At 69.2% G+C, this 22,159-nt stretch carries 20 protein-coding genes and 2 pseudogenes; 13 read left to right on the top strand and 9 right to left on the bottom strand.

All coding sequences use genetic code 11. The features are described 5' to 3' along the window. Nucleotides 1-103: 103 nt before the first annotated feature. Nucleotides 104-1,075 carry a GNAT family N-acetyltransferase gene (locus H8R17_RS22510; RefSeq protein WP_187825015.1) on the bottom strand — a complete coding sequence of 324 codons (972 nt, stop codon included), beginning with the start codon at nucleotides 1,073-1,075 and terminating at the stop codon, nucleotides 104-106. 1,484 nt (nucleotides 1,076-2,559) lie between these two features. Here H8R17_RS22510 and H8R17_RS22505 point away from each other — a divergent pair. Together H8R17_RS22505 and H8R17_RS22500 are read left to right on the top strand one after the other, a co-directional pair. Further along, the gene (locus H8R17_RS22505) at nucleotides 2,560-2,940 is read left to right on the top strand and encodes a BlaI/MecI/CopY family transcriptional regulator (RefSeq protein WP_316959495.1); all 381 of its coding nucleotides are present in this window, start codon (nucleotides 2,560-2,562) and stop codon (nucleotides 2,938-2,940) included. Between the two features lie 134 nt (nucleotides 2,941-3,074). Next, a complete protein-coding gene (locus tag H8R17_RS22500; protein WP_187825014.1) occupies nucleotides 3,075-3,410 on the top strand; it encodes a hypothetical protein in 336 nt (111 codons plus the stop codon). 15 nt (nucleotides 3,411-3,425) lie between these two features. Here the strand turns inward: H8R17_RS22500 and H8R17_RS22495 are convergent, their stop codons facing one another. From H8R17_RS22495 to H8R17_RS22480, 4 genes are all read right to left on the bottom strand, one after another. Continuing rightward, nucleotides 3,426-4,100 carry a DedA family protein gene (locus H8R17_RS22495; protein ID WP_187825013.1) on the bottom strand — a complete coding sequence of 225 codons (675 nt, stop codon included), beginning with the start codon at nucleotides 4,098-4,100 and terminating at the stop codon, nucleotides 3,426-3,428. Nucleotides 4,101-4,163: 63 nt separating this feature from the next. Then, on the bottom strand, nucleotides 4,164-4,910 hold the full coding sequence (locus H8R17_RS22490) for a phosphatase PAP2 family protein (protein WP_187825012.1): 747 nt from the start codon (nucleotides 4,908-4,910) through the stop codon (nucleotides 4,164-4,166). Between the two features lie 577 nt (nucleotides 4,911-5,487). After that, nucleotides 5,488-6,714: an MFS transporter gene (locus tag H8R17_RS22485; RefSeq protein ID WP_399477102.1), complete on the bottom strand. Its 1,227-nt coding sequence runs from the start codon at nucleotides 6,712-6,714 to the stop codon at nucleotides 5,488-5,490. A gap of 73 nt (nucleotides 6,715-6,787) precedes the next feature. Continuing rightward, the gene (locus tag H8R17_RS22480) at nucleotides 6,788-7,336 is read right to left on the bottom strand and encodes a Chromate resistance protein ChrB (RefSeq protein WP_316959494.1); all 549 of its coding nucleotides are present in this window, start codon (nucleotides 7,334-7,336) and stop codon (nucleotides 6,788-6,790) included. A 581-nt stretch (nucleotides 7,337-7,917) separates the two neighbouring features. On the opposite strand from H8R17_RS22480, the gene H8R17_RS22475 reads away from it, so the two are divergent. The 3 genes and pseudogenes from H8R17_RS22475 to H8R17_RS48765 all read left to right on the top strand — a co-directional run bounded on the left by H8R17_RS22475 (nucleotide 7,918) and on the right by H8R17_RS48765 (nucleotide 10,496). Then, entirely contained in the window at nucleotides 7,918-8,547 is a 630-nt protein-coding gene (locus H8R17_RS22475) for a DedA family protein (protein ID WP_187825011.1), read from the top strand. Nucleotides 8,548-8,861: 314 nt separating this feature from the next. Continuing rightward, the gene (locus tag H8R17_RS48770) at nucleotides 8,862-10,166 is read left to right on the top strand and encodes a transposase (RefSeq protein WP_316959493.1); all 1,305 of its coding nucleotides are present in this window, start codon (nucleotides 8,862-8,864) and stop codon (nucleotides 10,164-10,166) included. Then, a pseudogene (locus tag H8R17_RS48765) lies at nucleotides 10,093-10,496 on the top strand (transposase). Before H8R17_RS48770 ends, H8R17_RS48765 begins: the two are co-directional and overlap by 74 nt. Here the strand turns inward: H8R17_RS48765 and H8R17_RS49370 are convergent. The 4 genes and pseudogenes from H8R17_RS49370 to H8R17_RS22455 all read right to left on the bottom strand — a co-directional run bounded on the left by H8R17_RS49370 (nucleotide 10,405) and on the right by H8R17_RS22455 (nucleotide 13,819). Next, entirely contained in the window at nucleotides 10,405-10,890 is a 486-nt protein-coding gene (locus H8R17_RS49370) for a DDE-type integrase/transposase/recombinase (protein WP_187825039.1), read from the bottom strand. The pseudogene H8R17_RS48765 and the gene H8R17_RS49370 overlap by 92 nt on opposite strands. Before the next feature lie 118 nt (nucleotides 10,891-11,008). Beyond that, nucleotides 11,009-11,200, bottom strand: a pseudogene (locus tag H8R17_RS49365) (IS3 family transposase); the annotation flags it as partial. 89 nt (nucleotides 11,201-11,289) lie between these two features. Continuing rightward, nucleotides 11,290-12,459: an MFS transporter gene (locus H8R17_RS22460; protein WP_187825010.1), complete on the bottom strand. Its 1,170-nt coding sequence runs from the start codon at nucleotides 12,457-12,459 to the stop codon at nucleotides 11,290-11,292. Nucleotides 12,460-12,574: 115 nt separating this feature from the next. Further along, nucleotides 12,575-13,819 (bottom strand): cytochrome P450, encoded by a 1,245-nt coding sequence (locus tag H8R17_RS22455; RefSeq protein ID WP_187825009.1) that lies wholly within the window; start codon nucleotides 13,817-13,819, stop codon nucleotides 12,575-12,577. Nucleotides 13,820-14,237: 418 nt separating this feature from the next. Between H8R17_RS22455 and H8R17_RS22450 the strand changes: the two genes are divergently transcribed. The 8 genes from H8R17_RS22450 to H8R17_RS22415 are packed head-to-tail and all read left to right on the top strand — an operon-like array spanning nucleotide 14,238 to nucleotide 22,144. Continuing rightward, on the top strand, nucleotides 14,238-15,191 hold the full coding sequence (locus H8R17_RS22450; protein ID WP_187825008.1) for an ACP S-malonyltransferase: 954 nt from the start codon (nucleotides 14,238-14,240) through the stop codon (nucleotides 15,189-15,191). Between the two features lie 42 nt (nucleotides 15,192-15,233). After that, a complete protein-coding gene (locus H8R17_RS22445) occupies nucleotides 15,234-16,535 on the top strand; it encodes an NAD(P)/FAD-dependent oxidoreductase (RefSeq protein WP_187825007.1) in 1,302 nt (433 codons plus the stop codon). After that, the gene (locus tag H8R17_RS22440; protein WP_187825006.1) at nucleotides 16,532-17,608 is read left to right on the top strand and encodes an amidohydrolase family protein; all 1,077 of its coding nucleotides are present in this window, start codon (nucleotides 16,532-16,534) and stop codon (nucleotides 17,606-17,608) included. Before H8R17_RS22445 ends, H8R17_RS22440 begins: the two co-directional genes overlap by 4 nt. Continuing rightward, nucleotides 17,605-17,934, top strand: a complete 330-nt coding sequence (locus tag H8R17_RS22435) for a Dabb family protein (RefSeq protein WP_187825005.1) — start codon at nucleotides 17,605-17,607, stop codon at nucleotides 17,932-17,934. Before H8R17_RS22440 ends, H8R17_RS22435 begins: the two co-directional genes overlap by 4 nt. Next, nucleotides 17,931-18,674, top strand: a complete 744-nt coding sequence (locus tag H8R17_RS22430; RefSeq protein ID WP_187825004.1) for an SDR family NAD(P)-dependent oxidoreductase — start codon at nucleotides 17,931-17,933, stop codon at nucleotides 18,672-18,674. Before H8R17_RS22435 ends, H8R17_RS22430 begins: the two co-directional genes overlap by 4 nt. Beyond that, nucleotides 18,667-19,680 carry a class I SAM-dependent methyltransferase gene (locus H8R17_RS22425; protein ID WP_187825003.1) on the top strand — a complete coding sequence of 338 codons (1,014 nt, stop codon included), beginning with the start codon at nucleotides 18,667-18,669 and terminating at the stop codon, nucleotides 19,678-19,680. Before H8R17_RS22430 ends, H8R17_RS22425 begins: the two co-directional genes overlap by 8 nt. After that, on the top strand, nucleotides 19,677-20,951 hold the full coding sequence (locus H8R17_RS22420) for a beta-ketoacyl-[acyl-carrier-protein] synthase family protein (RefSeq protein WP_316959491.1): 1,275 nt from the start codon (nucleotides 19,677-19,679) through the stop codon (nucleotides 20,949-20,951). Before H8R17_RS22425 ends, H8R17_RS22420 begins: the two co-directional genes overlap by 4 nt. Further along, a complete protein-coding gene (locus H8R17_RS22415; protein WP_187825001.1) occupies nucleotides 20,948-22,144 on the top strand; it encodes a beta-ketoacyl synthase in 1,197 nt (398 codons plus the stop codon). The genes H8R17_RS22420 and H8R17_RS22415 overlap by 4 nt, the downstream gene beginning before the upstream one ends. Nucleotides 22,145-22,159: the final 15 nt, after the last annotated feature.

Raw genomic sequence — 22,159 nt, 5'->3', positions numbered from 1 at the left:
CCGGATCAGGTGGGAGCCCGTACACCACTTCTCAGGACGCAACCGAATATTCACGGGTTCTGACAGCACCGGGCCTTCCTAGCGGGCCGAGCGCGGTGGTTGGTCAACGCCAGTCGTCGATCACATACGCGTCGGGGTAGCTGTACCCGGGTTCGTTGGGCCTGTGCATGGTCACGCCCTGCAACCAGGTGCGGAATCCGCGGTCGATCATGCTCCGGTAGGCATCCGGGCGACCCAGGTTCATGCCAGCGTCCAGTTGCCTCAGCCCGCGCTCGGCGGCCAGCCGCTCGCACGCGTCGAGCAGTCGCTCGAACCGGTCGGCGGCCTCCGGACCAGGACGTACGGCGCCGAATTTGACGAAGCACACGTCCACGCCAGCCTCCGACCCGGCTCCGCAGTGGCAGACGGCCAGGCCGTCGAGCTCGGAGCCAGCGCCATGGAGCAGGATGGTGTCACCGAGTCCCTGCGCGTGCGCGGCCACGATCTCGCGTTCCAGGCTCAGGCCCTCGTACACGGCTCCGGTCAGTGCGCGACAGAGGCTCAGCGCGTCGGGCCGCTCGGCGGCGGGCAGTTCGCCATAGAGCACCCGGCCGGGGACTGCGGCACCGTCTGTGACCTGCTTCTTCATGATGGCTGTGAGGAATCGAGGCCAGAAGCCGTACCGGCGGTAGAGCTCAAGATGCTTGGGACTGTGCGCGAAGGTGAACAGGCCGAGGTGGCGATTCCCCCAGGCGTCGAAGCAGTCGATGACCGGCTCCATCAGACGCCTGCCGATGCCCTGGTCCCACAGATCCGGACGTACGGTCAGCGGTCCGAAAAACCCGACGCTGCCCCAGTTGGCGGCGAAGTTCGATCCAACCACTTCGCCCTCGACCGTCGCCGCGAACGCCGCCTGTGGATCGGCCGCCCAGCGGGTGCGGACGTAGTCGACGGTCCCGAACGGATCAGGTGCCCCCAGGAAGGTCCCGAAGGCGACCCTGCAGATCTCATCGGCCCGATCCAGGTCCGCCTCATCCAGCGGGCGGACTGATACCGGGGCCGCGCCACTCTTGCGCTCCGCTGCTGGTGGGACCATCACTCTCTCCTTCCTACCCCCGTTCCATCGCACCACGGAGGTGCGCCGCAGGCGAGGTGAACGGTCCGGCGACACCCCCGAGGATCGAGGACCAAGCCGGTCTACCTTGCCTTTCCGCGGGAAGCGCAGCGGGTAGCCGGCGCCAGCGACCACCATGGCCGCCTGGATCGTCCTCTCCTACTCCACACGATGTAGTCATCACACACGTGATGACCTATAAGCGACCCGGGTCGGCTACTACAGGTGCCGAGGCTCAGGAAGGCCACCCCTGCCCTGGATGGGGAGTCAGCCGACGAGTGCTGTCCGTTCTCGTGAACATCGACCTCACCCCCCGGGCGGGCGCCTCCCAGAGTGCTGAACAACCGCTGTCGTGATCCGTGAACAAAACCACCGGGGTCATCCGAACGTTCCTATCCCGTCGGTGTGGTGGCGTTGGCGCCTACGACCGTCCGAGTTGTCACCAGCTGATGGCCAGACGGTCTCCGGCCGGGTGACGCTGACTACGGGGGCGAGTTGGTCGTCGGGGGCGGTGGCGGGTAGGCGTTGACGACGGGCTGTGCGGGCCTCTCCTGGCTCCAGCGGCGCAGGAGGTCGTTGACATGGCCGAGGAGTTTGCCGCTCTCCGGGCCGTGCGCGATGCGGCCGAGCTCGTTGGCGTCCTCGCCGGGCGGGCGGTGAGGTAGACGAGGGTGCCGCCGCCGTACAGAGCTGCGCTGGACCGCCCGGAGGGTTCGGGCGAGATCGACACTTGCCTGTTGGTGTTGTGCAGGTCAAGGCGTCGGTAGTAGTTGGATTCGCGTGGTATCGGAGGGGCTTGGGCAGTGGGTTGGCTCTCGTTCTCGCTCCCCGAGGGGCTGCGCCGATCTGCACGCATGCGGCTTCGAGCCTGAGGATCGTGTGAAGGAGGCAGTGGATTTCGCGCCTGAGCATGGGCCGATCTGTGCGGTTTTGACGTGGCCGGTGATCGGACCATCCGATGAGGGAGGCCAGCCCGAACCCCGGGGCTGCCATACCGGTCGGCGGTGCCCCGTGCATCCGCTGCACTCCGAGGGCGATGGCCACGGCCAGCAACGGATCGCCTAGTGCGACCGCGAGGAAGCCACTCCGCACACCAGGTCGGCGGTGCTCCAGGACCAGTGCCAGAGTCCACAGGCCGCCCGGAGCGATGGATAGCGACAGGTCGCCGGCGAACCAGGGGCCGTGCACCAATGCCACGCCGAGTCCGGGAAGGTAGGAACCGCTCACCCGTGAATGATCTTTCCCACGGACTTGGGTGGACAGTGGGCAGGGAACGGACTGGCCTGTGTCCTACCAGCGGCCCGGATTCTACTTCTCGTAGTAGTTTGGTTGGTCGAACGGTGCCTTGTGGGTGTGCTGATCTCGTGAGGTGCCGGCGTGAGCGGCATGCGGCCGGTCCGTCGGGCGGTCGTGCCGTGGGGTAGGCGGATAGGGGGCTGTGACTGTGTGACTGAAGGAGGTTTCGGGTGAGAGGCGGCAGCGCGGGTCGGCGTGCGCGGGGCGAGCTGGAAGGGGAGGTGATGGCGGCTTTGTGGGCGGCCGATGGGCCGGTGACGGCGGCGGTGGTGCACGAGCACGTGGGTGGTGAGACCGCTTACACCACGGTGCTGACGAGCCTGACGCGGTTGTGCGACAAGGGCCTGGTCACCCGCGAGCGTGCGGGGCGCAGTCACCTGTATGCGCCGGTGCACGATGAGGCGGGGCTCGCGGCGGCGGGTATGCACACTTTGCTGGAGGAGGGCGGGGACCGGGCGGCGGTGCTCGCGCGGTTCGTCTCGGACCTGTCGTCGGAAGACGAGCAGCTGCTGGAGCAGTTGCTGCACGGGCCCGACCACGGCCGGGGGTGAGCGGTGCTGGTCAGTCTCAGTTTTTACCTGCCACCTTTGGTGAGCGTGGCGTGGTGCTGGCGGTGGCGGCACCATCGGCGGGGCGCAGGATGCCGCCGCGTACCGGTGCGTGGGCGATGGTTTGTGCGGCGGTGGTGGCTGCGGGCACGTGGGTGACGGCGCTGGCGATCCTGGCGTTCACCGCTGTGGGGCAGGTTCCGCTGGTCGCGGCCCAGGGCCAGTGGTCCGTACGTGTGCTGGCGGCGGACGACCCGGTCAGCCGGGAGGTGGCGGCCGTGTGCGCCGCGGTCGTGCTGGTGGTGGCGGTCAGTGTGATGGTGGCGTCCTGGCGGCACGGCCGGGTGCTCGTGGATGCCTGGCGGGAGTGCCAGGAGGTTGCGCAGATGAGCCCGCTCATGAGCCAGCAGCGCGGGCGGGTATACGCACATCCGCTGACGCACATACCCGCCCGCCCTCGTAGAGCCTCGTAAGAAGTGGTCCGGCCGTCACCGACGGGCGTGCTGGCCGCGGGGGCGTCCGGCTGGCTGCGGCTCGCTCCCGTCGTGGAGCAGGGTGGCTGCCGCCTGCTCGGCCCGGCGTTTGCGCGCGAGGGCGATCAGACCACCGGTGCCGAGCAGCGCGATGATCGCGGCGATGGCGTAGGTGGGGCCGTGGAAGTCGTCGGCGATGCTGTGCCAGTTGCCGCCGACGGCGTAGCCGGCCACGCCCAGGGCGGCCGTCCACGGAATGCACCCGGCCACGGTGTAGAGGCCGAAGCGGACCGGGGCCATGGCGGCGATACCGGCGGGCAGGGAGATGAAGGTGCGTACGACCGGCAGCATGCGGCCGACCAACACGGCCTTGGTCCCGTAGCGTTCGAACCAGTCGGTGGCGCGGTCGATGTCCTCGTCCTTCAGCCAGATGTAGCGCCCCCACCGGCGCAGGGCAGCCTGTCCGCCGGAGCGCCCGACGGCCCAGGCGAAGTAGCTGCCCGCCAGGTTGCCGAGGACGCCAGCGGCGATCACCAGCGCGAGGCTGGGGTGGCTGCCGGGAACTGCCCCCGCTGCCAGGGCCCCGCCGAACAGCATGATCAGCTCGGACGGGACCGGGATGCAGGCCGACTCTGCCGCCATCAGGACGAAGACAGCCAGGAATCCGAACGTGGCGATGAAATGCTGCATGCTCTCCATTCCCTCAAACGCGGACGCACAGGCGTGGGCCGGTCCGACACGGGCGTGCGGGCCTCAGTAACGGCTGTGACGTCCGGGCAGGTCGCTCTCGTCGGCGTTGCCGAAGGCGGGGGCGAGGCTTGACTGGTAGACGGGGGCGGTGTCGGAACCGGCCGCAGCCTTCGTTACGTGCCTGTCGGCCGGGGCGACGAGCAGGGGCCGCAGCGGCCCGCTGCTCAAGGCGGCGACCAGCGGAGGCGCCAGGCGGCGCAGCGCCAGGCTGGTGGCGAAGGCGACGGGCAGGGCGATGACGAAGGAACCGAGGACGTCGTGCGGGTAGTGGTCGCCGACGTAGACGCGGGTGAATCCCTCCACGACCGCGAACAGGGCGGCGATCACGCTCAGGCGGCGGTCGAGAAGGAAGAGGGCCGCGACCGTGGCGGCGGCGACGGTGGTGTGTCCGCTGGGGAAGGCGTAGTCACTCGGCGCCGGACAGGCAGCGACGAAGTAGTCGTGGGGCAGGGAGCGGCACGGGCGGGCCTCCGCGACCACCTTCTTGATCACCTCGGCGACGGCGAAGGCGGTGATGACGCACACCGGCGCGGCCAGCGCAACGGTCATGGCGGCGGTATCCCGGTGGCGGGCCTTCCACCAGCCCATCACCATGAGCACCGCGAAGACCCCCAGGCCGAGGTTGGTCCACAGCTCCATCGGGGTGTTGAGCCACTTGGTGTCGCGGGCGAAGTCGGTGACGGTGGTGAACCACGAGCCGTCGATGCCCGCGCCGTCGAAGGCGAGCGACATAGCCGGGTGAACTGCCATAGAAGAGACGTCCTTACGCGAGAGCACGATGGGCGCGGTGTGGCCAGGCGTCTCGACGGTGCAGGGGCAGAAGGCTTCCTGTCGGTGGCACACCGATGATGGCGAGGTGACCGCCAGGCAACGTTACTACATGTTGTAGAAACAACGGGCCTGTCGCGGCTTGTTGTGACGTGCGGCTCACGAGGCGGTGCCGGGTCCGGGCGCGGGGCTCAGAGGTCGACGTGGTCATCGAACGTCTCGCAGGGCTGTCCGGCTCTTGTCCGCTGTGCGATCTACACAGTCGCCATGCCCCGGTCTCGTGCGATGCCGTCCCACCAATGGGGCCGGGACAGGCGGCATCGGCCGTGGCGGCCGACGGGAGCAGACCTCCGCGGCATCACCCGCATGTCGACGGTGAGTGCGGCGCTGGCGCCGAACGTCAGGCCGGGGACGCCGGGCAGATGGCGCAGCGTGCCACCTTGCCCACCGGCGTTGCAGGAGACGAAGGTGTACATGGGCCGACGCCGCCCTAGCGGTCGCGGAGACGTCCGCGCGGCATCGCCGGCCCGTCGGCTGCCCCACCGTTTACTGCCGGGATCTACTGGCGGAGGCCCGGTGAGGTTTGGTCGCTGGTCGGTGCCTCGGCCGTCGTGCCCGCCCGGCGGCGGGCGACCGCCGGGGCTGCGAGTGCGGTGAGGGCCGCGAGTGCGACGAACCCGCCGCTGAGTGTCGTGACCACTGCGGTGCCTGCGACGACCAACGGGCCTCCTGCGTCGCCGAGTTCGCGCCCGAGTTCGGCAGCTCCCATGGTCTGGCCGAGGCGGTCGGCCGGGGTGGAGGCGGCCAGTGCGGCGAAGCCGATCGGGGTGATCAGTCCGGTTCCGGCGCCGATGGCGACGGCGGCGGGCAGCAGACCGACCGCGCCGGGGAGTGCCGCGAGGGTGAGACCGGCGCTGGTGATCAGCAGGCCGACGGCAAGGCTCGGGGCCGTGGCGATCCGCCCCTCGTCGAGTGCTCGTCCGGCCTTCGGCTGGACCACGGCCGCGCACAGGGCCAGTACGGAGACCGCCGCTCCGGTGGCCACGGTGCCCAGGCCCGCCGCGTGGCCCAGGACCGGCAGGAAGCCGACTCCGGCGGAGAGTGCGGCGGTCGCGAAGGCGAGCGCCGTCGTCGGCCGGAGGAACGCGCCGTCAGCGAGTCGGCGGGCCAGGTCGAGTACGGTCTGACGGGACCTGGGCAGCGGCGCCACCGCGGGGACGGCCATCAGCGCCCAGACGGCGACCGCGGTCGCGAGGACCGCCATCACGCCGAACAGCCAAGGCAGGCTGCCCAGCGCCGTGATCGTGCCGCCGAGTAGCGGTCCCGTTGTGTAACCGATGCTCTTGTAGAAGCCGTAACTTCCGAACGCGCGGCCGTGTTTGGACTGGGGGTTGAGCCGGACGACGAGGGCGGAGGCGGCGGGGGAGAACGCCGAGGCCCCGGCTCCCTGGCCGATGCGGGCGAGCCACAGCAGCCCGATGTCATGGATCAGGACGAAGCTGGCCGAGGAGGCGGCGAACAGGGCCAGGCCGCCGAGCAGGACGGGGCGTGCGCCGACGCGGTCGGACAGGGTGCCGAAGACCGGCTTGAGCAGCACTTCCGCGCCGTCGTACAGCGCCAGCAGCCCGCCGAGCACCAGCAGGGACTCGTGCCGGCCGGCGGTGAAGGAGCCGAGGTTGGCGGCGATGCCGTGCGCGCCGAACGCGGTGGTGAATCCGGCCGCGTACAGAGGCCACATGTGGCTGCGCGGTGTGGTGGGCGTGGCGCCGGTGGCGGGTTCGGGCATGGCCGGGTGTCCTTCTCGTTCACGAGCGATCGGTGGCGGCCGGGTGTGTCACAGATCCGGCTGGTTTCGGGTCTCAGGTCTGGTGCAGGGCGGCGAAGACCCGCTCGGTGTAGTCCTCGTAGCGGGCGGTGCACTCCTTCAGCCGCTGTGCGGCCTGTCCGGCGTCCGGTGCGCCGAAGACGTCGCGGGCCTGGATGTCGCGGTACCAGCGCCGCAGCCGCTCCAGGCTCTGCTCTTCCTCTTCCAGTTCGGCCAGGGTGAACTTGGCGTTGCGGATCTCCTTGTCCAACTCCGCCTGGTACTTGGCGCAGTCGGCGAGGAACTCGGCCCAGTCCGCCTGTCGGGCCGCGGTGAACATCGCCTTCAGGCGCTCCGCGTCCGCCTCGTCGCGGCCGGCCGCTTCCAGCACCACGGCTTCGCCGTCGGCGCGCTCGGCGAGCTCCATGGCGCGGGAGAGTCCAGCGGCGAACACCGGTACGTCCGGCATCGCCCACAGCCCCTGTCCCAGCGACAGGGCGCCCACCTTGCGCAGCTCGCGCCACACCGCCACCCGATACCGGGACGGCTCCGCTGGGATCTTTACCAGCATCAGCACCCAGCGCGCACGCGAATCATTCGTCACGAGAATGAATGTAGCAGCAGTTACATGGGGCGCAGAGGCAAGTGGCTTACGCTTCTACAACATGTAGTAGTTTGCGGTATTGCCCCGCCTGCCTCAGTCCGACCGGAGTGCACCCGATGAGCTCTTCGTTCCGCATGCCGTCGCCTTCGGCGCGGCCACCCTCGCGGATCTCGCAGCCGCCCTCCTGGCGACCTTAGGGCCGGCCGCCTCATACGTGGGCTTCCGGCTCACGGCGCTGCTCGGCTGAAGCATGTCCCTGTGATGGTGCCGGAGACGCGAGTGCACAGAGTGACACCATGAACTTCTACCTCATGTAGTAGCTTGGGGTGTCCGCCGCCCCCGGTGCGGAGCGCCCTCCACGCCGGCGCATTCGGATACCCCGGTCGGGCGGCAGATACGAGGAGCGCGGTGGCGGTGGAGCAGACGAGCGCGTATGTCCGCGGAGCCGGTCGCGGAAGGCCCCGGCAAGCCGCCGCCCAGACATCGCACACCGGCTCACGGCCGGCCCGCGGCCCGGTCATGCATCCGCCGCCGAGACCGGCAACCGCACGCGCACAGGTCACGGAAGGGGCGATGTCCCGATGAGCGCACCACCGCTTCCCGGAGTGCTGGGCGACCTCGCGCCGGTCCTGGACCACTGGGGCTACTGGGCCGTCGGGGGACTCATCTTCGTCGAGGACTTCGGCGTCCCCGCCCCGGGGGAGACCATCCTGATCGCCGCGGCCCTCTACGCCGGAGCCGGACAGCTCAACATTCTCGCTGTCATCGCCATCGGCATCATCGCCGCGATCCTGGGCGACAACGTCGGCTACCTCATCGGCAGGACCGGCGGACACGCCCTGATCGCGCGCTACGGCAAGTACATCCTGCTCACGCCGGAGCGGTACGAGAAGGCCGAGATGTTCTTCACCCGGCATGGCGGCAAGGTCGTCACCATCGCCCGCTTCGTCGAGGGACTGCGGCAGGCCAACGGGATCATCGCCGGCACCGCCGAGATGCCCTGGCGCCGCTTCCTGGCCTTCAACACCCTCGGCGCCGCCTTGTGGGTCGGCCTGTGGGCCGGCCTCGGATACACCGCGGGCAACCACATCACCACCATCTACACCCAGGTCAACCGCTACTCGACGTACCTGCTCGCAGCCCTGGGCCTGCTTCTCGTCGCGCTGATCGCCCGCACCGTGCTGCGACGGCGCAAGGCCGGACGCCGGTAACCTGTGAAGTTTCCCCGTGATCTTGGACACTCGATGGCTATGCCACGAGGGCGTGTTGATGCCGCTGCCTGGTCTCGGCCGGGGTGAGGTAGCCGAAGACCTTGTGCTTGCGCAGGCGGCGGCGGTTGTAGAAGGTCTCGATGACCCTGTTGCCCAATTGGGTGACTCTGACGTAATCATCGGTCGCGTGACATGCCCCTCCTGAATTGTGTGGTGCAGAGCGGTTCGAGGGTGTGAAACCGGGGCGCCCGGCCGCGAGGACTGGGGGTGGTGCGGTGTCTATGCGGCCGGACTCAAGGGCGGAGGTGCCCGCGGTGACGCGGGACGTGGCGCGTGCTGCCTTCCCCAAGGGCTGTCTGGCGATGAGGATCCGTGAACGCCTCGGCCCGCTGTTCGCGGACGAGGAGTTCAAGGAGGCTTTCGGGGTCCGAGGGCGCCCTGGCGTCTCGCCTGGCCAGCTGGCGCTGGTCAGCATCCTGCAGTTCGCCGAGAACCTGACCGATCGCCAGGCAGCACACGCGGTACGGGCCAGGATCGACGTGAAGTACCTGCTGGGCCTGGAGTTGACCGATCCCGGCTTCGACCACACCGTGCTGACCGGATTCCGGGACCGGCTACTCGCGCACGGTCTTGAGGAGAAGATCCTGGACCTGCTGCTGGAGCGGCTCACCGGGATGGGACTGGTCGCCTCCGGCGGACGGCAGCGCACCGACTCGACACACGTCCTGGCCGCAGTTCGGTCCCTCAACCGCCTGGAGTTCGTCGGGGAGACACTGCGGGCCGCGCTGGAAGCACTCGCCGCCGCGGCGCCGGACTGGATGCGCACGTCGATGGACCCCGCCTGGCAGGAACGGTACGGAGCCAGGGTCGATGCCTACCGGTTGCCGACGGAGGAGCAGGAGCGGCGCGAACCCGCCCGGCAGATCGCCGCCGACGGTTACCGCCTGCTCGAAGCCGTCTTCACGCCGAAGGCGCCGACATGGCTGCGTCAGGTGCCCGCCGTGACAGTCCTGCGCACCGTGTGGGTGCAGCAGTTCACCCGCACTGTCGCCGACGGTGAAGAGGAGGTGGCCTGGCGGGGGAAGGACGATCTCCCGCCGAGCAGAGTGCTGATCGCCTCGCCCTATGACCCCGATGCCCGGTACGCGAAGAAACGCGGATCCGCCTGGGTCGGCTACAAGATCCACGTCAGCGAGAGCTGTGACGACCCCAAACAGTCACAGCGCCCGCACCTGATCACCCACGTCGTCACGACCGACGCCACGGTCAACGACGCGATGGTCGTCGATGAAGTCCACGACCGTCTCACCAGTAGAGGTCTCCTGCCGGGCGGAGCACCTGCTGGATGCCGGGTACGCCTCCGCCGAGCTGCTGCTGACCGCACCGGTCTCCCGTGGTGTCACCGTTACTGGGCCGGTGCGGTCGAACAATACCCGGCAGGCGGCCCGGGGCGGCGGCTTCGGCAAGACCGCCTTCGCCATCAACTGGCAGGCCAAGCAAGCCGTCTGCCCGACCGGTGCCACGAGCAGGTACTGGACAGAAGGCGTGGACAACAACGGCCGGGACGCGATCCGCATCCGCTTCGCGACCGTCACCTGCGCACCCTGCCCCGTACGTGATCAGTGCACCCGCTCCACCCAGTACGGACGGCAGTTGACCGTCCGCCCACAGAACCAGGACGCGGTGCTCGAACGCGTTCGCGCCGAGCAGTCACGGACGAGTGGAAGCAACGCTACGCAGCCCGAGCAGGGGCGGAAGGCACCATCCACCAGGCCGTCGCGACTGCCGGAGTCCGCCGCACCCGCTACGTGGGCTTGGCCAAGACTCACCTCGCGCACGTGCTCACAGCTACTGCTGTCAACCTGATCCGCCTCGATGCCTGGTGGAACGAAATCCCACTCGCTTGCACCCGTACTTCGCGACTGGCCGCCCTCGACCTCGCAGCATGAGATCAATTGGGCAACAGGGTCTCTCGATGAAGACGAAGACCTCCGTCCGGGCGGTGGCCCGGTCGGGCCAGATTCGGGCGCCGATCTCCTCTTTGAGCAGGGCCCAGAAACTCTCCGCGGCGGCATTGTCGAAGCATGATCCGGTGCGTCCGCAGCTCTGCCGCAGCGCCGACTCCCGTAGTCGGTCACGGAATTGAGTCGAGGTGTACTCGCTGCCGCGATCACTGTGTATGACGCAACCCGGCTCCAGCCCGGCCCGGCCGTGGGCCATGTCGAGGGCGTCCACGACGAGTTCGGCGCGATGGTGGTCGGCCATGGCGTAGCCGACGACCTCGCGAGTGGCCAGGTCCAGCCAGCAGGCGAGGTAGAGCCAGCCCTCGGCCGGTGGGCAGATAGGTGATGTCGCCGACCAGCTTGATTCCGGGGCGCTCGGCGTGGAAGTCGCGGCCGACCAGGTCCGGGGCCGGCTTCGCCTTCTTCTCCGGCCCGGTCAGCGAGCGGTGCTTGCGACGGCTGGCGCCGCGGATCCTACGCTCGCGCATCAGCCTGGCGACGCGCTTACGGATCACCCGCCGTCCCCGACGTCGCAGTTCAGCGTGGATACGCGGGACGCCGTAGGTCTTTCGGGAGGCGATGTGCAGCACCGTGATCTCGTGCGCGAGCAGGTCGTCGTCGGCCGGAACAGGCCCCTGCTTGCCGCACATTCCCCCGGCACGGCCATGCACAAACGAGTTTGTTCATGACGGGGAAGGCCGAAAACCGATGCCCCGCAACCGGCCTCCCCTGCGTTGCGTCATCGGCCGACCTGGACGGCTACCAGCGAGGCTTCCGTCTTGGCTGTCTTCGTGTGGACGACGGTGAGCACGGTGGCGACCAGAGCGAGGAAGGCCGCGGGAAGGCCGAGCGAGGTCACCGGCAGCCAGTCCTGCGCGATGCCGCCGAGCCCGCCGCCCAGTGCTACGCCCAGGAAGACCGCGGAGGAGTTGAGGCCGAACAGGACCGGAGCCGAGGCGGGAGCAAAGCTGACCAGCCGGTATTGCTGGATTACCGAGGGGGCTCCGTCCGTGATGCCCCAGATTCCGGCCCAGACGATGACGACGGCCAGGTTGTTGACCGCGAGGGGGCTGATGCCGAGCAGGAGCGTTGCGGCAGCGAGTGCCGTGACCGCTACGCGGACCGTGGGAAGGCTGTCCACGAGGTAACCGGCGAGCACATTGCCGATGACGGCGCCGATGCCCCACGCCAACAGGATCAGGGTCAGTGCCTGGGCGAACGACCCAGCAGTGGCATCCGCTGTGACCGCTCCGATGTAGGTGTAGAGCGTGTAGTGCCCGCCCATCACCAGCAGGGTCGCCAGCAGAGTGACGATCATCTCGGGCTTGCGGAGCGGCGCCAGGCGTGCGCCGAGGCTCGTCGGAGGCAGCGTGATCCTGGGCAGCCCCACCGTGGTGCCGATCGCCGCGACGACACCGAGAGCAGCCACCGCCCAGAGCGTCAGACGCCAGTCGACGCTGCCGATCATGTTGCCCAACGGCATGCCCAGCGCTGTCGAGACGGTGAGTCCGCCGATGACGAACGCCATCGCACGCCCGCGCCGTTCCTCCGGCGTGACCGCCACCGCGGCGCTGGAAGCCGTGGCCGTGATGGTGGCCGCTCCGACAGCCGTGAGGACACGGGAGAACAGCGCCACCGTGTAGTCGGGACTCAGCGCGGTGACCGCGTTGCCCACGGTGAACACGACCAGCGCCAACTGTAGCGCCGTGCGACGGTCCAGCGAGCTCAGCAGCCAGCCAAGAATCGGTGCGGCAATGGCGAACGTCAGGGCGAATGCCGTGACTAACTGGCCGGCGGCCGCGATGCTGACCTCGAAATCGGAGGCAATGGCGGGCAGCAGCCCGGCGATGACGAACGCGTCGGTGCCGACCGCGAAGGTCGCCAGGGCGAGCGGAAGAAGGGGCTTCATAAATGGGCCGGAACCCTGCTGCCCGGGTTCACTAACCTCTGTGGGACTCAATCTTGGCCTCGTTCCTGTGTGGCGAACAGACTGAACTTCGTGCGCCGGGGTCCGGCGCGTCACGCTAGGCAGGCGTCAGGTCGACTCGAAGCCCCTGGAGCCCGTGCAGGGTCAAGGACGTCTTCCACGCCGGTTCCTCGGCGAGTTCGATTCGGGAGAACTTCCGCATCAGCCCCTGGAGGGCAAACCGGCCTTCGAGCCGAGCAAGTGCTGCTCCCAGACAGAAATGTATGCCTCCGCCGAAGGAAACCGGCTGGACGTCGGTCCGGCGCACGTCCAGCCGATCGGGGTCGCGGTACCGGCTCGGATCACGGTTCGCCGCACCGAGCAACGTCACGATCGATTCGCCGGCCGGGATCGTGACGTCACCGAGCCGGAGATCGTTGCGTGCGGTCCGGGGGCTGAGCTGCACGGAGGCGTCATACCTCAGGAGCTCCTCCACCGCCCCTGACGTGAGGCCAGGTTCGCGACGAAGGGCGAGCATCTGATCGGGGTTGCGCAGCAGCGCCAGGAGGCCGTTGCCGATCAGGTTCGTCGTGCTTTCGAACCCGGCACCGAAAAGAAACTGAACCAGGCTCATGAGCTCACGGTGGGTCAGCTGTTCGCCGTCGTCCTCCGCCGCGAGAAGCGTGGAGACAAGGTCGTCCGCCGGGTGCTTACGGCGCTTGGTGATCAACTCTTCGAAGTAGTCGTTTATCTCTACCGCCGCGCCGTCCGCGGTGGCCAGTTGCGCCGGACTCGGACGCGGCTCCATCGAGAGCGTCACGTCCCGGAAGAGCTGCTGGAAACGAGGCCAGTCCTCACGGGGTACTCCGATGATCTCGCTTATCACCGAAGCCGGAAGCGGGAAGGCGAACTCACGGAGAAGGTCCACCTCTCCCGGCTTCTCGCAGAGGGGCGTCAGAAGCTCGTCGACCAGTTGCTCGATCTTGGGTTCCAGCTTGGCGATGGAGTGAGCCGTGAAACCCTTGCTCACCAATTTTCGTTGCCGCGTGTGCTTGGGGGGATTTGCCCACATGAGGTGTTCCAGTACGCGCGTGTAGGACGGGTGGTCCGCCCAATTCTCGACGCCCTGTGCGCGGATGAAACTCTGTACGTCTTTCCCGACCTCGGACGATCGAAGAACTTCGACGACCTGGGCGTGCCCGCTCAGGACCCAGTGGCCGGCTTGGCTGCGAGCCACCGGTGCGACCTCGCGCAGTCGGTGGTAGGTCGGGTACGGGTCGGCGGCGCACGCCGGATTCGAGAACAACTCGCCGAGTATGCGGTCGACTTCGGCCGTCGACGCCTGCTGGGTGTAGGGACTCATCATTTCCCTCCTCGGTCATCTGAACATCTCGGGGCGTGCACCGCGGGAATTTTACTCAGTGTAGCTGAGGATTGGTATAGCTGTCAATCTCTATTGTGATGATTTATAAGACGGAAGGTTAGCTTTGCCTGCCACATCCTTACGGCTGTGGCGCGCGGGCCCCAAGACTGAATCCGCCCCGATCGGCCCGGCCCGGTGAAGCCCCAGCTGTTCGTGGGGGCCCCGGCCTGCGGTGGCTTGTGGTCGGACGTCTTCGGTCGACGCGTAGGCGTCGGCGCGGCAGTTTCGCGATGGCGCGACGATGGCGGCGAGCTGCTTAATCGTATCGAGAGCTGATCATCTTTGGCGTCCATTGACACATTAACTGACAGTCCGGGAGTATGACCACTGCGTCAGGAGTTTACGGGGGAGTACAGAGATGTCGATCAAGGCAGCATTCGTCTATCCCGGCCAGGGCAGTCAGTTCGTCGGGATGGGGGCCGACCTGATGCACGATCGGCCTCAACTGACAGAGGTGTTCAAACACGTCGAGGCCGTCACGGGTCGTCCGGTGATCGAGCCGATGGTGCACGGTCCGGAGGACCGGCTGCGCGAGACAAGGACGGCCCAGCTCGTCCTGTTCACGTTCGGCGCGGCGATGACGCGGGCGCTCGCCGCGGAGGGCGTCTTACCCCAACTGGTCGCGGGCCACAGCCTCGGCGAGTTCACCGCCCTCGTCGCGGGCGGTTGGCTCGACTTGGACGAGGCCGCCGCGACCGTGGTCCAGCGCGCCGACGCCATGGCCCGCTGCTGCCACGAGCGGGCCGGTGCGATGGCGGCGGTGATGGGCACCGACCCGGAAGAGGTCGCCCGGTTCCTGGCGCGGTACCCCGGACGACGCGACGACGGGCGCCCGCGCACCGCCGTCATCGCCAACTACAACTCTCCTCGGCAGACCGTCATCTCCGGCGACGCCGCGACCGTCGAGGAGATAGGGGAGGCGATCCGTGCGGAGTCGATCGCCGTCGCCCAGCCCCTGTCCGTCGCAGGCGCCTTCCACTCACCGCTCATGCGGCCCGCCCAGGACACACTCATGGCCACGATCGAAGGCCTGCCGTTGCGCCGTGGGCACACGCCGATGGTCAGCAGCGTCACCGGCGGGCTGGTCACCGACCTCGAGCGCTACCGCGACGCCCTCGCCCACCAGATCACCGCACCCGTGCACTGGACGCGGACGGCCCGTCGGATCCTTGACCACCGGCCGCACCGAATCGTCGAGGTCGGGCCTGGAACCACACTGCGGAGCCTGATCCGCAAGGTCGATCGCGGACAGGAAATCCATCCCTGCGGCAACACGAACGAGCTGCGTGCCGTCACCGGCACGCGCGGCTGAGGCACGACCGGAAGTTCCACGGAACAGAAGGAGACGTCCGACATGACCGCAACCTACGACGCCATCGTCATCGGTGGAGGCCCCTCCGGCGCCACCACGGCCGGCCTGCTGGCCAAGGCCGGACACAACGTGCTCGTCCTGGAGAAGGAACAGTTCCCCCGCTATCACATCGGTGAGTCGCTCATCCCGGGCCTCAACGCCGTCGTCGACGAACTCGGCGTCCGGGAAACCATCGACGCCGCCGGCTTCACCCGCAAGGCAGGCATCTCGCTGCTCTGGGGAGCCGAGCACAAGCTCTGGAGCATCGCCTTCGGGGAGAGTGGCCCCTACGACTACACGTGGCAGGTCAAGCGCGCCGAGTTCGACCTCCTCCTGCTCGAGCACGCCCGCAAGCTCGGAGCCATGGTCATCGAGCACGCGTCGGTGCGCGAGGTGCTGACCACCGACGGCAGGGCCACCGGCGTGACGTACACGATCGGTCGCGGGACGGAGCCGATCCGGGCGGAGGCCCGCTGCATCGTCGACGCCTCCGGCCAGTCCAAGATTCTCGCCCGGGAGTTCGGGCTGGTCGAAGTGCACGACGACCTCAAGAACCTGGCCGTGTGGACCTACTACCAGGGTGGCGATCGGCTTCCCGACGAGCTGTCGGGCAACATCCTCGTCGAGAACCACCCGGACGGCTGGCTCTGGGTCATCCCGCTGTCCGACGGCACCCAGAGCGTGGGATTCGTCGGCCCCAACGACCGGATAGCGGAGGACACCCGGCCGAGTCTGGAGCTGCTCGAAAGCAAGATAGCCACGTCGCGCGAGGCCAAGAAGCTGCTCAGGAATGCCACCCAGGTCGCCGGGTGTCGCACGGCGAAGGACTGGTCCTACACCTGCTCCCGGTTCTTCGGGCCCGGCTACCTGATGGTCGGCGACGCCGCCGCGTTCATCGACCCGCTGTTCTCCACCGGGGTCACGCTCGCGATGAAGGGCGCCAGCTCGGCCGCGGCGACCGTCTCCGCGATGCTCCAGGAGCCCGACCGCGAGGAGGAGTTCGCGCAGGCCTACGACGAGGGCCTGCGTGAGTTCCTCGGCAACGTGCTGTCCTTCGTGCGCTTCTTCTACGACGCGAGCAAGGACGTCGAGGCGTACTGGGCCAAGGCGAAGGATCTGATCGACCCGATCGGCTGGATGACCGCCCGGGACGACTTCATCATCATGGTCTCCGGCCTCAACGCCGAGCTGGCCGTCATGCAGCCGCACCACGACGCCGCGCCGGAGGGCGTCGCCGAGGGCCGCCTTGCCAGCAGCCGCAACAAGGGCGTGGAGTGGGCGAACGTCGAGTCGGTGACCCGATGACGGTTGTCGACGCGCACGCGCACGGCCTGCCGCCGTGGGTTCAGGCGGCGTTCCTGGAGTGGCTCGCCGAGTCGGGCTCGACGGCCGAGGGGCCCCCGGGTCTCTGGCAGTCCCCGGCGTTCGACGGCCCGGAGCGGCAGCTGGCCGACGCCGACCTGCACGGGATCGAGACCACCGTACTGACACACAGCTCGAACGCCGTGGCCGCGCTGCACTCGGCCGCGGTGCGCGGAAAGCGGCGGCGAGGGCCGGCCGAGACCATCGCCACGGTCAACGACGAGATGCGGGCGTGGTCCGTGCGGACCGGTGGGCGGCTGCGGGCCGCGCGCTGGGTGGACCCCCGGTTCGTCGAGTCGGCCGAGGCCGAGATCGAGCGGGCGGCCACGGACGGCGGCATTCCCGCCATCTCGATGAACACCGCGTACCTGGAGCCGTCGACCGGCCGGTTACGGTTCCTCGACGACCCGGAGTTCGCCCCGGTACTGGCCGCCGCCGAGGCGCGCGGCGTCGTCCTGTTCGTACATCCCTCGGCGAAGTTCCAGCTCGGGTCCGAGCCGCCGTTGCCCGGCCGCGCGGAGCACCTGCTGACCGGCTCGCTGTCCATGCTGGTCGAGACGACCGTCTGCGTCATGCGCCTGGTGCTGCGCGGCACGCTGGAGCAGCACTCCGGGCTGCGACTCGTGTTCGGCCAGCTCGGCGGTGTGCTGCCGCTCGCGCTCGGCCGGTTCGACCTGATCCACCGGCTCGTCGGCGGTGCGGACGCCGACGCGGCGCGGGCCTCCGGCGCGCTGCGCCACCTGCGTGACTACGCGGGCAACATCTACGCGGACACGCACTCCGCCGACGCCGCCGGGCTGCGGTGCGCCCTCGAGGCGCTCGGCGAGGAACGGATCCTCTTCGGCAGCGACTTCCCGGTGACGCCCGGCGAGTTCGGGCGCGCCGACGCGCTGGAGGTGCTGCGGGGAGCGTCGCTCCCGGCGGCAACGGTCCACGCCATCGAATCCGGCAACGCCCGGTCGCTCCTCGGGCTGGGCGAGCCACTGACCGTCAGCGACGAGGGAGCAGCAGCATGATCGCGCATGTCGTTCTCTACCGGTACCCGGAAACGATGTCCGAGACGGATCGGGAGCGGTTCCGCAAGGAGCTTGCCGAGGCCACCTGGAGCACGGGTGTGGTCGAACGGTTCACGGCGGGCCGGCACGTTCCGCTGCCGGCCGACGACGCGGCGACCGAGTCACTGTACTCGGTCGCCGCCCGCTGGGAGTTCACCGATCTTGAGCAGCTGCGCGCCTTCTCCGTGCACCCCGCCATGAGCGGCGTGGTGGACGCCTGGGTCCGTCGGCTAGGCATCGGCGTCGCCTTCGCCAACACCGCAGACGAAGAGGAGGTCCGGACATGACCGAGTTGACCGACAAGGTCTGCCTCATCACCGGCGCCGCATCGGGAATCGGCCGGGCCACCGCCCGCGTGCTCGCGGAAGCGGGCGCATCGGTGCTGGCCGTCGACGTGGACGAGGTGGGTCTGAAGTCCCTCGCCGAGGAGACCACCCTGCTCAGCGTCAGCCCTCTCGACGTGGCCGACCCCGACTCGGTGCGCGACGCGGTCTCCGACCTCGTCGCACGGGTCGGCGAGATCCACGCGTGCCTGACGTTCGCCGCCGTCGTCGCCAACTGGGGACCACCAGCCGAGATCGACGACGCGCTGTGGACGAGGGTGCTCGACGTCAACCTGCGGGGGACCACCGGTGTGTGCCGCGCGGTACTCCCCTCGATGTCCCCGGGCGGATCGATCGTGACCTGCTCGAGCATCGCGGGCGGGCTCAAGCCGAGCCCCCTTAGGGCGCCGTACACCGCGGCCAAGGCCGGGGTCGTCGCGCACACCCGGGATCTCGCCGTCGCCTACGGGCCGGCGGGCATCCGGGTCAACACGATCATCCCCGGATTCATCGACACCCCGATGTCCCGAAAGCTGGTCCGGGGACACGAGGAGCAGGCCGAGGCGGAGCGGGGACGCATTCCGCTGCGCCGACTCGGCACCGCGCACGAAGTCGCCGACGTCGCCCGCTTCCTGGTGTCCGACGCATCTTCCTACATAACCGGCGCGACGCTCGTCGTCGACGGAGGGCTGAGCCTTGTCTGAGCAGCCGGGAACCACGACCACACCGGCCCGGATCCTCGACTTCGCCTGGGGGCTTGGGCGTACGGCCACCCTGGTCACGGCACTCGACCTGGACGTCTTCACGGCCATAGCCGAGGGCCACGACACGGTGGAGGACCTGGGCCGCCGCACCGGTGCGAGCATGCGCGGCCTGCGTGCGCTGCTCACCGCGTTGCACGCCTCGGAGTTCGTGCATCGCGAGGGCGACCGCTACCGACTGGCCGACGACACCGCCCTGTACCTGGTCCGCGGCTCGCGTGCCTACCTCGGGGACATGCGGCACATCCACCGGGAGCTGAACTTCCGGATCTGGCCCCAGCTCACCGAAGCGGTGCGCACCGACACTCCGTGCAAGGAGATCTTCGCCGACCGGGCGGACGACGTCTGGGCCAAGATCACGCCCTATCTGGACGCACTGGCGGTGGGCGCCGGCCGCTGGATCGCCGGCGTCGCCGGTGACTTGGTCAAGCCGCGGCCGCGGATCCTCGACGTGGGGTGCGGGTACGGCGGTTCCGGACGCGCCCTGGCCGAGAGCTGGGACGGCACGGTCGTCGGCATCGACCGGGAGGTCTCGGTGTCCGAGGCCCGCAGGCTCGCCCGCGAGGCGGGATTGGGGGACCGGGCCGAGTACTGGGCCGGGGACCTGTTCGCCGTGCCCTGGGGCGGACCGTACGACGTGATACTGCTGGGCAATCTGCTGCACGGGTACCCGCCCGCACAGGTGCTCAAGATCCTTGAACTGTGCACGGCGGCGCTGGCGGACGACGGTGTGCTGCTGCTCGACGAGATCGTCCCGGACGACACGGAGACCGATCCCGTGGGCGCGTTCTTCTCCCTCCAGATGCTGATGACCAGCGCGGGTTCGGCCCACGCACTCGACGACTATGGCCGGTGGCTCGCCGACGCGGGCCTGCCGGTGTGCCGACAGCTGAGGTCGCCGACCGGGCCGGGCACGCTCGTGGTCGCGACGCGCGGGAGGCAGTCGTGAAACGGGTCGCGGTGACCGGGCTCGGAGTCCTGGCCCCCAACGGCATCGGGACGAAGGACTTCATGGCCGGACTCTGCGCGGGCCGCTCCGGGGTGATCACCAGCCGTGAGTTCGACACGTCCCGGCTGGCCTCCCGGATCTACGGGACGCTGCCGGAGTGCGACCTGCCGGGCCTCTCCGTCGAGCACAGCACCGGGGACGACCGGGTCGTCCGCATCGCGCTGCGGGCCGCCCGGGAGGCCATCACCTCGGCCGGTCTGCTCGACGAGGACATCGCCCCGGAACGGATGGGCGTCGTCATGGCGAACGCGATCGGCGGAACGAAGTTCATGACCGAGCACTTCCCGCAGATCACCGGCGGTGGCACGGCCGCGATCGACGTGGCCGCGGCCCACCCGCGCCTGCACGTCGCGGCCACGTTCAACCGGCCCGCGGTGGCCATCGCCGATGCGCACGGGATACGCGGCCCCGTGATGACCCCGGCCACCGGCTGCACCGGCGGCAACGACGCGGTCGGTTTCGCGCTCGATACGATCCGCCGCGGCGAGGCGGACGTGATGGTCACCGGCGCCGCCGAGGCTCCGCTGACTCCGTTCGTCGTCGCCTGCTTCGACGTGATCGGCGCTCTGTCCACGCGCAACGACGATCCGGAGGCCGCCTCCAGGCCGTTCGACGCCGATCGGGACGGCTTCGTACTCGGCGAGGGCGCCGGTGTGGCCGTGCTGGAGGAGTGGGGACACGCCCGCCGCCGGGGGGCGCCGATCCTCGCCGAGGTCCTGGGCTTCGGGAGCACGTCGAACGCGTTCCACATGACCGACCTGGACAGCGAGGGGAAGCATCTCGCCCGTTCCTTCCAACTCGCGCTGGACGACGCCCGGTGTTCCGCCACGAGCGTCGACTACGTCAACGCGCACGGCAGCTCGACACCGCAGAACGACGTGTGCGAGACCAACGCGATCAAGACGGTGCTCGGGGCGCACGCCTACCGGACTCCGGTCAGCTCGATCAAGTCGATGGTCGGCCACGCGCTGGCCGCGGCGAACGCGCTGGAGCTCGTGGCGTGCGTACTGGCTCTGGAAGAGGGCGTGATCCCACCGACGGTCAACCACCACGCCCCCGGCGACTCCTGCGACCTCGACTACGTACCGAACGAGGCACGGGAAGAGCGGACGAAGGTCATCGCCAGCCTGTCCAGCGGCTTCGGCGGAATCCACTCCACCGTCGTACTCGGCAGCCCCCGCACGACCGGCTCCGGGGAGGGTGGACGATGACCGGCACCGTGATCACCGGAATCGGGCTCGCCCTGCCCGGTGCCTCGGACACCGACCAGCTCTGGCGCTCGGTGACCGGAGGCCGAAGCGCCGTGCGGCCCATCGAGCGGTTCGACACCGACTCCTACCCGTGTCTCAACGCCGGCTTTCTGGCCGAGGAGACCGAGCGGGAGACCATCGGCACGTTCACCCCACGGGTGCGCAAGCGGATGGACCGCTTCTGCCAACTGGCGCTCTCGGCCGCCCGGTCCGCCCAGCACGACGCCGGCCTCGCACCGAGCGAGGACGCCGATCGGACCGGTGTGTACGTGGGCAACATGTTCGGTGGCTGGGAGATCACCGAGCCGAGCCTGCGCGGCCTGTTGGACCAGGGCTACACCGGGGTCAGCCCACACATCGCGTCGGCGTGGTTCCCCACCGCGCCTCAGGGGCAGATCACCATCGGAAACGGGCTGACCGGTTTCAGCAAGACCCTCGTGGCGGACAGTGCGAGTGCCGCGCTGGCCATCGGCTACGGTGCCCGGGCGGTGGCCGAAGGACGCGCCGATGTACTGCTCGCGGGCGGCGCGGAGGCGCCCGTGACGCCGTACACCTACACGTTCTGCACCACCTCGGGACGGCTTTCCCCCACCGGGACCTACCGGCCCGGGGACGAGGCGGCGGACGGGTTCTGCGTCGGTGAGGGTGCCGTGATGCTCGTCCTGGAGCGCGAGGAGACGGCCCGGGCGCGTGAGGCGGTCCCGCTGGCCAGGCTGGCGGGCTTCGCCGTCCGGCACGTACCGGAGGACGAGGTGTTCGGGCCGTCCGGCACCCAGGCGCTCGCCGCGGTTCTCACGGCAGCGCTCGACGAGGCGGGCACCGATCGCGTCGACTGTGTCGCCCTCGACGCACAGGGAACCGCCGGAGCCGACGAGTCCGAGCTGTCCGCCATCCACTCGGTGCTCGGTCCTGTCCCCCTCACCACGGCCAAGCCGGTGACCGGCAACCTCCTCGGCGCGGCGCCCGCGGTGGACGCGGCGGTCGCCCTGCTGAGCCTGCGGCACGGCACGGTCCCGCCGGTGGCGGGCTGCGAGCGCCCGCGGAACGCGAACATCGTCGTCGGCGCGCCGCGCGAGACGCCCGTACGCACCGTCGCCCTGCTCGCCAGGGGCGCCGACGGCACGATCGCCGCGAGCGTGCTGCGGGCCATCTGATCCCCCACAGTGAAA

Source organism: Streptomyces sp. TRM68367, from assembly GCF_014495685.1.
GTDB lineage: Bacteria > Actinomycetota > Actinomycetes > Streptomycetales > Streptomycetaceae > Streptomyces.
Note: the sequence above shows the minus strand (reverse complement) of the source record. Positions and strands in the feature narration are given on the sequence as shown.